We start from the raw sequence: 12,508 nt of genomic DNA, 5'->3' as shown, positions 1-12,508 counted from the left end.
GCTTGGAAACTTTTGGTGTAAATTGAAACAAGATAATCCTTATTTTTGTATCAAATTATCTCAGCTGTAGTTTAAAAAACTAGGTAGTAGAGTTATGAAATTTGTTGATTTAGTGGGCATAATTAATATTTTCTAAAACGACAATGCTTAAAAATGTTTTGCTTTGAGATAGTTCCATCAGGATTTAAAATTTCCTTAGAAACTCTATTTGTTGTGGCATAAATGGGTATTAAACCTAAATCTTTAGCAAAATTTACAAGTTGATATGTTGCACCATAATCTCCTTGAATCAAGAAATAATCGCCCCTCTTGCCATTTTTTTTCAATGCGTTAAAATATTCTTCCAAAAATTGTGTGATATTTTCTAAATCAGGCGGAATTTGTCCCCATTTTTCTGTGCTAATATTAATAAATTCTGTGATTCCAAGATTTTTTAAATCCTTTATTTGCTCTTCTGTTAAATTATGGTTTAATAGAATTAGAACTTGCATTGTGCTTCCTTAAAAAATTTTGTTGATTTCTAAACATTGTTTAATCGTTAGATAATTGCTGTCTTTATGTTTATAAAGAAAGTTTAAAATTTGTTGGGCATTTTTATTGTTGGCGAGTTTAGTTTTATTAACTTCGCTAATTGAAAGATCTTTTCTGCCTTCTTTATAATCCCTTATGAAACTACTCATTTTTTTAAAATCCTTTGCAAATGTACAATTAAAGTTCTCGTAAAAGTAATCACAGATTTTTAAAGTTAGTTCCTCTAGATTCTCAAGTTTGGAAAAATCACAACGCTGAAATTTATCACCCTTAATGCAAAGTGTTTCAAATTCTTGATACCTATTTTCTAGATTTTTCACTAAATTTTCTGCGGAAAATTCTTGGCTGATATGCACTAGATTGTTGCGAATATCTTTTAAATCTGTCCATATTTTGCTTAATTGTTCAAATTCATTTTTGTAAGTATCATAATATAAACAAGCCTTGTCGTATGCAAATATCTTATTTTCAGATATTTTTTGGAGAACAAACTGCTGAATCGCTTGAGATTGCTCATATTCTGTGGCATTAGATGGTTTTAGAATATTATTGAGTTTGAATTTTAATAAAACATATTTTGGTAGAGATTCAAATCCATAAGTAATCGATATTAAGTAATATTTTTTTTCAAACATTATTTGAGATATTGCATAATATTTTTCATAATCATATTGCATATTTTTAATGTTAGCAAATTTGTTTAGTATTTTTTCTACCTGATTTATAAGATCTTTTAATGCAAAATACATAGAATCTTGTTTAAAAGCGTTTAAATTTTCTAGAGTTTTTGGGAGAGTGGTGGCAAAGAGCCTATCAAAGGCATTAGTGTGTAAAGAATCTGTGAAGTCTTGTAAAGAATTAATAAAAGAGCTTGTGTGGTGGATTTTTGGAATACTTAGGGTTTGAATAAAGCCATTAAGCAAAATCGCATAAGTGGTAATATTGTTGTAATTATCCAAAAATACATAGGAGTAGGTTTTTAGTCTCTCGATTTCTTGGGCAAATAGGATTTTAATAGATTTGTTGAAGTTGATTTTTCCAAGTGTTGCAGCAAATGCTGCCATAAGCGGTTGGTGGCGCAATCCATGTGTAATATCAAGAATAATATTATCAGATGGGCTATTTAAAATCGCATTGAGAGTTAGATTAAAAATTAAGGCTAAATCATCCTCTTTATCCATATCTAAAATTTCTGTTTTTGCTAGATGCTTTAAAATTTCCTCTCCATCTTTGCATTCATTTTCAAAGACTTGAAATACTTTTTCTTGCTTCTCTTTGGCGGCTTTAGTGCCAATAAGTGTAAATTTTTCACCTTTAAAATTAGTAGCTAAGACATGGAGTGAATTAATATATTCTCCAGCCTTAATTGTAAAATCAATATTATCATCAGAATCATTGTCTTTATAGCTGTAGTAAGCTTTAGTGATTTGTCCTTCCCTGTCTAATCCAACCATACCTAAAATAAGGATGAAGTGCATAAACTACCCTTTTTGTTTTTGATTTTGTTTTGATTAAGATTAGGATTTTAACATTTTTTATAAATTAGACAAAATATGTAGCATAGAATATGATAGTATGGTAAAATATTTAAGGCTATTTAGCAGTAAATCATTTTTTTATTTAGTGAGGTTTTATGGAAAGTTTTAGTGGCATTATTGATGTTTTGGATGTCATTACTATATTGTTTTCAACACTAACGCTTGTATTTGTTGTAATCAATTTTTTTTACAATCTATATGCAAGAAAAAAGGAAAATCAACTCATTAAGATTTTGATAATAAAGGATGGAGTTGAAAAGCAACTGCCTATAGGCATTCCTAGAAAACAGATTTCTCGCTCCGAAGTCTTGGGTATGTTAGGTGTTTTTGATAAACAAAGTTATTTTGAAATCGCATATACAAGCAAAAAAGAATTTTTTGATCAAATTACAGAAATTCAGAATAACAAAAAAGATGTTTTAAAGATTTATTTGCGACCTAATGATAAGTTTGATTGTTCTTTATAGGATGAGCAAATGGAATATGTAAAGCTAAGCCTTTTGTTTAAAGAAAAACCCCCTTATTTTATAGGGAGTCAATTGCGTGGTGCTTTAGGTTATGCTTTAAAAAACATTGTATGTATTAATCCTAATAAAATTTGTGAAAACTGCTATGCTTCTGGGCAATGCTTGTATTATCAATTCTATGAGCATAAAAATGATTACCATAAATATCGCCTTGATTTTGAGCTCAATAAATCTTATTATGACTTTAATTTTTATTTATTTTGCGATGCAGTGAGTTCTTTGCCTATTATCATATCAGCTTTTCATTTCTTATTAACTAAACAAGGCTTGGGTAAAGAGTGCAAAAAAATTTCTGATTTTAAAATTTTTGTGAATGATGAAGAGTGTTACAAAAATAATCGCATTGTTTTACCTGAAAACTACACTAAAAATATAACAATCAATGAAATCTATGAAAATATAATCTTGGAGTGTATAATGCCTTTGCGTATTAAGCAAAAAAATCAATTTGTTAGGGCAGAAAATTTAGATTTAAAAACATTGATAAATTCTATTTATCAGCGACAAATGCGCCTTTTAGGGAGAGAATATAAGAAGTTCCCTTATGAAATTAAGGGAGAAATCACAAAAAGAAATTTGTATTTCAAAGACTTAATGCGCCTAAGCAATCGGCAAAACACTACTATGCAAATAGGAGGATTAATGGGAAATATGGAGATAAGGGGGCTTAGCAAAGAGTGCTATGAAGTTTTAAAATTAGGTGAGATTATTGGCGTTGGCAAACAATGTGTTTTTGGGCTTGGAAAAATTCAAATAAAGGAATTCAATGGATAAATACTTATATGGAGCAAGCTTACAAGGCTTACAAGAATTTATTTTTAAAACAAATAAACTCAAAGAGATTATAGGTGCGAGTGAAATTATTAAAGGTTTTGATGAAATAGATTTTAAAAAAGAGTTTTCTTTGCAAGATGCGCCAGAAATCATATTGCAAGCTGCTGGAAATGTGAGAATGATTTTTGAGAATGTTGATGATGTAAAAAAGATTGTAAAATATCTTCCTAAGAAGATGATGGAAAAGGCTTTTGGGATTACTCTTTCTCAATCTGTTGTTAAATTGGATAGCTATGCAGAGGCTAGTTTTAAATTAGAACAAAATCTAAAAATACAAAGAAATAAGAATCTCTTGCCCTTAGATTTACATGAGAGTGCTTTTGGAATTAATCCAAAAACAGGATTGCCTGCTGTATGCGTAAAAGCAGGTGATTTTTATGACAAGGCTTCTTTGCAAAAAACAGAGGCTTATAATGAAGCAAAAGCCAAAGATCGCTCCCTTGAGAACTTAAATATTAAAAATGCAAAAAATAAAATCGCTATTATCCACATTGATGGCAATGGCTTAGGTGGCATAGTAAGAGAATTGCAAAAACAGGATATTAGAGAATTTTCAAAAACTTTGGATAAAGCTACAAAAGAAGCTTATAAAAAAGCTGAAGGATCTTGCTTGAGGGATGAAACAGATTCTAAAAAAATTAGAAAGGTTATTTTAGGTGGAGATGATGTAACCTTGATTTGCAGTGCGGACATAGCCTTAGATTTTACCTATAGTTTTTTAAAAAACTTTGAGAAAAATACAAAAAACATTTATAAAAACCGCTCTTTAAGCGCTTGTGCTGGGATTGCGTATTGTAATGAAAAATTTCCATTTTTTTATGCAGTAAAGCTCGCTGAAAATTTATGTGCATATGCCAAAAAGCATTCTAAAGCAATTAAAGAGGACTTGCCACCTTCTTCTTTAATGTTTCATAATATTCAAAGCTCTAATGTGGAGAGTTTTGCAAAATTCATTGCAGATGAGCTTGTGATTAATGGAGTGTGTTGTGATTTTGGACCTTATTATATAGACAATTCTCCTAGAATTAAAGACTTTCTAGCATTAAAACAAGACTTTCAAAAAAAGAACTCTCCAAAAGGGAGGCTTAGAGATTGGTTAAATACGCTAAAAGTGGATAGAAATCATGCAAATGCAGAACTAAAAAGAATTGATGAAATTTTTGCACCTAAATGGAAAAGTGAGAATTTTGAAAAACTTTATTCAGGACTATCACTAGGTCATTTGATTATTAAAGACAATGGTATTGAAAAAACCCCTATATACGATATTTTACAGATTTTATCCGTGGAAGATTTCAAAGAGGAAGAATAATGAAATACAAGATTACATTTTTGGATTATTGGCATTTAAGTAGTGGCTTGAGTGGTGGTGCAAAATATGATAGCTCTGTTGTTAAAGATTCTCTTGGTTTTCCTTATGTCCCTGGGAAAACCATTAAGGGATTGCTTAGAGAGTATGCAAGTGGAGATTTGCTTAGAGTTTGTTTTGGGGAAAGTGGCGATAATGAGGGCAAATGTCATTTTGGCAATGCTGTTTTAAAGCAAGCGACTAAGGATAAGATTGGTAACAATCAGCAATATTTATTTGACTTTGTTAGCTCTACTAAAATTGATGAAAATGGCGTGGCAGAAACAGGAAGTCTAAGGGAAATTGAAGTGGTGATTCCATTGACTTTATATGGAAGCATTGATGGAATCCCAGAGACTTTTAAAGAAGAGATGCGCAGGTTATTAAAGAATATCAAAAGAATGGGTTTAAATCGAACAAGAGGATTAGGGCGTTGTGAAGTGCAAGTTATAGGAGGGGAATAATGGAAAATATTAGATTTAAAATGACTTTTTTAGATTCCATAGTCTTAAGCAAGACTTCTAATACAGAAGGAAATATTGAACCATTAGATTTTGTTAGTGGTTCTTGTTTTTTGGGTATTGTAGCAAAGGAATATGATAGCTTTGAAAATCCCTTTATGATTTTTCATAGTGGAGATGTGCGTTTTGGTGATGCACACTTATTACACAAAGGAAAAAAAACTTACAAAATTCCTCTATGCTTTTTTGCACCCAAAAATGATCATACACGCAAGGAAATATACAATCATCACTTTGTGAATTATGCTGATGATAAAACAATGCTCCAAAAACAACTCAAGCAACTAAGGACAGGTTTTATCACACAGGATTTAGAGTATATCCATTTAGATTATTATTATGCGCAAAAATCAGCCTATGACACAGAGAAGCAAAAAAGTAAAGATTCCTCAATGTTTGGCTACACAGCAATGCAAGAAGGAAGTGAATGGGAATTTTCTGTTAGCTTTAGTGATGTGGTGGAAAACACAGAAAAAGATAAAATTATTCAAGCCTTATGTGGGGAGAAATTTATTGGAAAATCTAAAACTGCGCAATATGGCAAAGTGTTGATTGAGAAGCTAGATTCTCAAATAAATACTTTACAAGAAGAGGAAAGCCCTAATGAAGTTGCCTATTTATATTTAGACTCACACTTAGTGCTTTTTAATGGAGCAGTGCCTACTTGGATACCAACTAAAGAGAATTTGGGTTTAATGCAAGGGGAGATTTTATGGGAGAAAACACAAATTAAAACAAGAAAATTTTCACCTTTTAATTCCAAGCGACAATGTAGAGAAACTGAGCGATTAATTATTGAAAAAGGTAGCGTGATTGCTGTCTCTAATTTATCAAAGGATGATAGGGAGATTCTTAAAAATGGTGTGGGTGCTTTTTTGAGTGAGGGGTATGGAAAAATTCTAATCAATCCTAGTTTTTTACTAAAAGAAGGTAGTTTTTCACTAAAGACAGAGCAGGTTTGTTATCATAAATTAGAAAAAAGCTCAGAATCTTGTGATGAAAATTTGATTTGTTACTTAGAAGCAAAAAAAGAAATGGAAGAAAAAAATTTAACCTTGGGTGAGCAGGTTGAAAAATTTATAGAACAACACAAAAACAGCTTTAAGAAAGTCTCCAATTCTCAATGGGGAGAAATTAGAATGCGCTTACAATTTTATCCAAATAATTACAAAGATGAAATTTTAGAATATATCAAAAGAGGTGATACTATTAAGCCACAATGGAAAGATGGTGAAAAAGTTTTTGCAAATGCACTAAAACAAGAATCCATAGAATTTTTAAAGCTCTTAGCTAATATGATGCCAAAAGCGCGCGAGGAGGGTGATAATGAGTAGAATGGTAGCACAAATTGTTTTTGAATGTGCAACAGCACTAAAGGTCGGCTCAAACAATAGAGACTTACTGCAAGATAGCCCCATTCAAAGGGATTGGAATGGGCTACCGATGATTTTAGGGACTTCTCTTGCTGGAGTTTTGCGAAAAAGTTTTCCCAGTAATATCGCTGATGCAATGTTTGGAAAAGAATGTGGCTCTAGGGTAATCATCTCAAATGCTTTGCTAGTAGATGAAAATGCAAAAGTCAATGAGGGTATTTGTCTAACAAAATCTAAGTTTTTGCAAAATTTTTCTATTTTACCGCTTAGAGAACATACAACACTCACACATAAAGGCGTAACCAAAGAACACAGCAAGTTTGATGAAGAGATTGTGTATAAGGGAACGCGTTTTAAATTTAGGATTGAAATGCCACAAAACGACGAAAAAGATAAAGAATTTTTCTTTGATATGTTAGATACACTAAACACACAAACTTTTCGCATAGGAAGTGGTGGCGCAAAAGGAAGAGGAGAGATTAAAATCTTTGAGATTTGCTATGATATATTAGATGATTTAGAATACAATGCACTCTCTAGCTCTCTAAATGCAACACTAAAGCATGCATATCAGCCCAAGGACAAAGAACATAATTACATTCATTATAAATTAACGCTAACCCCTGATGACTTTTTTATCTTTGGAAGTGGCGGAGGAGATGAAGACGCTGATTACATAGGTCTTAGTGAGAAAATCATAGATTACAATGCAAAAGATTTAACAGAGAAAAAAATTGTGATTCCAGCAAGTTCTATTAAAGGTGCATTATCACAAAGAACAGCCTTTTATTATAATCAATTAGAAAGATGTTATATAGAAGATTTAAAGGATGATAAAGAGCTACCAAACCTAGCTGTTGCGGAGATTTTTGGAACGAAAAAAGATAAAGAAACAGAATCTAAAAAAGGAAAAATTTTGTTATCAGATGTTTATTGGGAAGATTTAAGACAAGAAGATACAAAAGTCTTTGCGTATGTAAAGATTGATGATTTTACAGGTGGAGCAGTCAATGGTGCGCTTTTTCAGGAAAAAACAAACACACTACAAAATTCCTTTGTGTTTAATGTTTGGCTTCAAAAAGGAATCGAATCTCATGCACTACAAGCATTTGAAAATGCCCTAAAAGATATTGCAAAGGGTGCTTTGCCATTAGGGGGAGCAGTTAATAAAGGACATGGATTCTTTAGCGGAACAATCACAAAAGAGGGAGAAAACCTATGAATCTTTTAGAGTTTAAGAAATTTTATGAATCTTTAGATGCAAAATTTGAAGGCTATATTCAACTTTCAGATTCAAAAGACTTTATCATTTTAGAAGACAATTTTTTACCTGCTTGGGAGACATTACATAATGATAAAAACTTTATTAATACATTAAGTCTATGGGATGGGGATAGAAGCATTAACATCAGACAAATAAACAATGGTTTTGCTAAGCTAGATGTTAAAATTTCAGATTTTAAAAAAGATATTTATGAAATCACTCATCAAACATTTCTTGTAAATGCAAAGTTTAAAAATACAAAAATTAATAGGATTAAGATGACGCAAATTTGGCAGGAGAATGCGGATGATTTGTGTTGTGGATTTGCTGTATTAGAGCCACAATTTTTACTTTTTAGCGGATTTGAGAGAGGAGAAAATAATGGATAAAACAACTGCCCCTTATCGCTTTGTAGATTATAGCACCAAGATTTTTTACCCTCCTTGGGGAGAACAACAAGGCAATGATATTAGGTTTGATATGCCTTATAGAGAATCCCAAAGTGGAGAGATTACAATTGAGCTTACTGCTAAAAGTCCTATTTTTGTTGGAGATTTTAAAGATGACAATAATGTAAGGGAATTTTTTCAACACAATGGGTCTTATTATATTCCAGGCTCTTCTATAAAAGGAATGATAAGGCGTATTGCTGCCATTTTAAGCTTTTCTAAAATGTCCTTGGAAGATAGGACACTTTCCTATAGGGATTTAAATAATCCAAGCTATAAGAAAAAGGCAAAGGTTCAGAATAAAATTTTTATGGGGTGGTTATACCAAAAATCCAAAAAATGGTATATCCAAGATGTAGGAAAATTTAATAAAAACAATAACGAAATAAATTGCAATGATTTAAAAAATCATTTTGGAGCTATTTGGGATAGTATGCAAGATAAAAGCGCATCTGATAAGTATAAAATGGCAAAACAAAGGTTAGCATTTCACAATGGAACTATAGTTTTTACAGGTGCTGCGGGTAAAAAAAATATAGAGTTTGTTTTTCCAAATCCTCTTAATAAAAATATAATTACCGAAATTGAGCTAACACAAAAACAAATTCAAAACTTCAAAGAAGCTTACTATATAGGCACACCAAATGAAAGCAAAGATTGGAAGAAACAATGGAGTGAGCGTTTTGAAAAAGGCGAAAAGATTCCGGTATTTTTTCAAAAAGATTCTCAAAATAAAATCATTCATTTTGGATTGTCAAAACTCTATAAACTTCCTTATGAGAACTCCATAGGAACGCTATATAAGAATTCGTTTGAAAATTTTGATGAGAATAAGCTTGATTTTGTGGAGCGTATTTTTGGTTTTGTTAAGGATGATAATGCACTAAAGGGGCGCATATCCTTTTCTCATTTTAAAGCATTAGGGAATCCAGAAAAATGCAAGACGGAATCGCTTATCCTTTCTACTCCTAGACCTACATTTTATCCTTATTATTTAAAGCAAACACCCAAAACACTTTTTAAGACTTATGATAATGAAGATGCAAAACTAAGTGGATTTAAATTTTATGTCCCAAGGCATGAACTCTTACGCACTAGAAATAATAATAACAACAATATTACAACAAAAATTACAGCGCTAAAAGAAGGGACAAAATTTATAGGAAAAATTCGTTATTTTAATCTACGCAAAGAAGAGCTAGGTTTATTGCTTTTGAGCCTAACATTCTTAAAACAAGAGCATTTTTACAAAATAGGGGGTGCAAAGCCCTATGGTTATGGAGATTGCCACTTGAAATTATCTACACCATTAGATATTAATACATTTATTGAAAGTTATGTAAATTTTACAAAACATGAGTTTAAGCAAAACCCTTGCGAATCCATAAGTGCTAAGCAATTACTAGAGGTATCAAAAAAATCAAATGGAGATACACTTAGATACTTAGAGTTAAAGGAATTTTCTAATATTAAAAGCAAGAATCAGAGTGAATATGGCAAAAAAGATGGCAAAAAATATAACAATGGAACACAAAAAAAGCAAAGAAATCAAAATATGAGTAAAAACTATACTGATGCTAAGAGCTTTGATTCCCCTTTTTCCATGCTTAAAGAATTAAAAAAATAGCCATGTTTTCTTTACAGCTAGAACAGATATTTAAAGACAAACTTCTTAAAGAAGAATTGGCTAAAATATCTCCTAGCATAGGGCTAGACAATAAAACTCTTTCCAAATTTAAAAGCCATCTTTCTACAAATATAAATACCCTTATCGCGTCGGTTTTAAACAACCAATACGCACCAGTTCCTCTTAAAGGTATTGAAATACCAAAATTAAATCCTCAAGAAAAAAGAAAAATTTCATTAAGTAGTATTCAGGATAAATTAGTCCAGCGCAGAGTTTACAATGCAATTTATGATTATTTTGATGCATTATTTAGTGATAAATCCTATGCATATCGCAAAAATAAATCTGCCCTAAAGGCTATAAATCGTGTAGGAAATTACATTAATGAGGGTTACCATTATATTCTAAAAAGTGACATAGATAATTTTTTTGATAGCATTGATCATACCAGACTTGTAAATTTATTGGAATCTCATATTGCAGACAAACGGATTATTCAGCTTATTATGCTTTTTATGAAGAATGGTTCATTTTTTGGGTCTGAATACAAGAATCATTTAGTAGGGGTTCATCAGGGCGATATAATTTCCCCCTTGCTTTCAAATATTTACTTGAATGTTTTTGATCAATTTTTAGAAGCGCAAAATTATCAATATATTCGTTATGCGGATGATTTCATAGTTTTATTTAAAATATATAAAGATGCTCAATTGGCATACCATTCAATTAATGCTTTTTTGGAATCAATTCAATTAAGATTAGAAAAAGAAAAAACATATATCACGCATGTTAATGATGGTTTTATATTTTTGGGTGTAGAGTTCAAGGGAAAAAACAAAACAATCCGTCAGGAAAGTTTAGAAAAAATTATTTCTAATATTCGCAAGTTCTCAGAAAATAAGTGTGGTTTTAAAAAATTTATAGAAGATTTAAATGCTTATATTGTTTCGCTTAATAACTATTATTTAAAGATAGTGCAACAAGATTCTGCAGCTTTTAAGAGCATTCAAGAACATACCATAGATGCCATCGCACATAAGGTGTATCTTGCAAAAGTTGATAAAAAAATTAAAACAAAAAAAGAATTTAAAATCCTTCTTAATCAAATTCACCTAGAAATTCTTTTCCCAAACAATCAAAACTTAATCATAGAAAGAATTATTTTAAAAGCCTATGAAAAATATTTGTCTCAAAAAACTTATAAAAAAACTATTATTAAAGTTAATCACCAAAGAGATATTTATTCAAAACAATTTTCTTCACTAACAACATTACATATAATGCATCCTGGCATAACTATAGGTGTAAGCAAAAATACATTTTCTCTAAGAGAGAAAGGGAGGGTCATAAAAAAAATACCAAAAGAATACCTTGAGAGAATTATTATAGAATCAAAAGGCGTTTCATTCTCAAGCAATCTTATAAAAAAGTGTGCAAAACTTCAAATTCCCATTGATTTTATAGACAATGAGGGTAGATATTATGCCCAATTTACAACCTATAAATCCAGCACAACGCAAATGATACACAAACAAGCTAAAATCATAGGAACAGATCTCCAGTTTGACTTAGCAAAAGAATTTATCCACTCAAAGATTAAAAATCAACTTAATTATCTAAAATACCTCAATAAGTATCATAAAATTTTTGATCTGCAAATCGATAAAATCGCAACAATTTTAACACAAATTTCAAAAGCAAAAAACACAAATGCTCTAATGGGGTATGAAGGTGAAAGCTCGGCAATTTACTGGGATAGTATCCGCTCAATCATAAAAGCTCCTTTCCAAAAGAGAATTACATTTGGAGCAAAAGATATCGTAAATTCCTCATTAAATTATGCTTATGCAATCTTGTATGGTAGGATTCAGCATTATCTCTTACAGGCTGGATTAGCCTTAAATATCTCTTTTTTGCATACACTAGACAAAGAAAAGCCAACATTAGTTTTTGATCTTATAGAAGAATTTAGAAGCTTTATCGTAGATAGAACAATCATTTCAATGTTTAACAAAGATGAAGTCATAAAATTAGATAATGAAGGCTTATTAACAAAAGATTCAAAACGGCTTGTAGCAAAAAATATCAAAGAAAAATTAGGAAGCTATACAATGTGGAAAAAACAATCTATAAAATGCGACAATATTCTTAAGGCACAATGTTATCAACTTGCAGAAGTTGTCAAGGGGAATAAGAAAAAATATAAAGGTTTTATTGGAAAATTTTAATGTTGATATTAATTACCTATGATATTTCTAATGACAAAAGACGCAATAAAGTATCTGCATTACTCGAAGGATATGGAAGTCGCGTAAATTTTTCTGTCTTTGAATGCATTCTGACGCAAACAAAACTTGATAAACTCACACAGGAGATTCAAAATCTAATCACCAAAACAGATAGTGTTCGTTTTTATTATATTTGTCAAAATTGTATAAAAAAATCATTTTATATTGGTAAAGAAATTGAAGCTGTCATGGGTGATAATTTTTTTAT

At 30.7% G+C, this 12,508-nt stretch carries 12 protein-coding genes; 10 read left to right on the top strand and 2 right to left on the bottom strand.

Annotated features, from left to right (window positions below; genetic code table 11):
- Positions 1 to 122 precede the first annotated feature (122 nt).
- A complete protein-coding gene (gene csx20 / locus CCY98_RS08275; RefSeq protein WP_112058075.1) occupies positions 123 to 491 on the bottom strand; it encodes a CRISPR-associated protein Csx20 in 369 nt (122 codons plus the stop codon).
- Positions 492 to 500: 9 nt separating this feature from the next.
- Positions 501 to 2,009 carry a TM1812 family CRISPR-associated protein gene (locus CCY98_RS08270; RefSeq protein ID WP_112058074.1) on the bottom strand — a complete coding sequence of 503 codons (1,509 nt, stop codon included), beginning with the start codon at positions 2,007 to 2,009 and terminating at the stop codon, positions 501 to 503.
- A gap of 155 nt (positions 2,010 to 2,164) precedes the next feature.
- Here CCY98_RS08270 and CCY98_RS08265 point away from each other — a divergent pair, with 155 nt between their 5' ends.
- The 10 genes from CCY98_RS08265 to cas2 form a co-directional block, all read left to right on the top strand.
- Complete coding sequence (locus CCY98_RS08265) at positions 2,165 to 2,536, top strand: hypothetical protein (RefSeq protein WP_112058073.1); 372 nt, start codon at positions 2,165 to 2,167, stop codon at positions 2,534 to 2,536.
- A gap of 9 nt (positions 2,537 to 2,545) precedes the next feature.
- Positions 2,546 to 3,370 carry a CRISPR system precrRNA processing endoribonuclease RAMP protein Cas6 gene (cas6, locus tag CCY98_RS08260; RefSeq protein WP_181566576.1) on the top strand — a complete coding sequence of 275 codons (825 nt, stop codon included), beginning with the start codon at positions 2,546 to 2,548 and terminating at the stop codon, positions 3,368 to 3,370.
- Entirely contained in the window at positions 3,363 to 4,742 is a 1,380-nt protein-coding gene (locus CCY98_RS08250) for a hypothetical protein (RefSeq protein ID WP_258440180.1), read from the top strand. Before cas6 ends, CCY98_RS08250 begins: the two co-directional genes overlap by 8 nt.
- A complete protein-coding gene (locus CCY98_RS08245; protein WP_112058072.1) occupies positions 4,742 to 5,242 on the top strand; it encodes an RAMP superfamily CRISPR-associated protein in 501 nt (166 codons plus the stop codon). Before CCY98_RS08250 ends, CCY98_RS08245 begins: the two co-directional genes overlap by 1 nt.
- Positions 5,242 to 6,633 carry a hypothetical protein gene (locus CCY98_RS08240; protein ID WP_112058071.1) on the top strand — a complete coding sequence of 464 codons (1,392 nt, stop codon included), beginning with the start codon at positions 5,242 to 5,244 and terminating at the stop codon, positions 6,631 to 6,633. The genes CCY98_RS08245 and CCY98_RS08240 overlap by 1 nt, the downstream gene beginning before the upstream one ends.
- Positions 6,626 to 7,894: an RAMP superfamily CRISPR-associated protein gene (locus CCY98_RS08235; RefSeq protein ID WP_112058070.1), complete on the top strand. Its 1,269-nt coding sequence runs from the start codon at positions 6,626 to 6,628 to the stop codon at positions 7,892 to 7,894. The genes CCY98_RS08240 and CCY98_RS08235 overlap by 8 nt, the downstream gene beginning before the upstream one ends.
- Positions 7,891 to 8,325, top strand: a complete 435-nt coding sequence (locus tag CCY98_RS08230) for a TIGR04423 family type III CRISPR-associated protein (protein ID WP_112058069.1) — start codon at positions 7,891 to 7,893, stop codon at positions 8,323 to 8,325. Before CCY98_RS08235 ends, CCY98_RS08230 begins: the two co-directional genes overlap by 4 nt.
- Entirely contained in the window at positions 8,318 to 10,012 is a 1,695-nt protein-coding gene (locus tag CCY98_RS08225; protein WP_112058068.1) for a TIGR03986 family CRISPR-associated RAMP protein, read from the top strand. Before CCY98_RS08230 ends, CCY98_RS08225 begins: the two co-directional genes overlap by 8 nt.
- 2 nt (positions 10,013 to 10,014) lie before the next feature.
- On the top strand, positions 10,015 to 12,240 hold the full coding sequence (gene cas1 / locus CCY98_RS08220; protein WP_112058067.1) for a CRISPR-associated endonuclease Cas1: 2,226 nt from the start codon (positions 10,015 to 10,017) through the stop codon (positions 12,238 to 12,240).
- The coding region (gene cas2, locus CCY98_RS08215) for a CRISPR-associated endonuclease Cas2 (RefSeq protein WP_112058066.1) at positions 12,240 to 12,508 on the top strand (269 nt) is incomplete at its 3' end. The genes cas1 and cas2, both read left to right, overlap by 1 nt.

Source organism: Helicobacter sp. 11-8110, from assembly GCF_003288905.1.
Taxonomy (GTDB): Bacteria; Campylobacterota; Campylobacteria; order Campylobacterales; family Helicobacteraceae; genus Helicobacter_D; species Helicobacter_D colisuis.
Note: the sequence above shows the minus strand (reverse complement) of the source record. Positions and strands in the feature narration are given on the sequence as shown.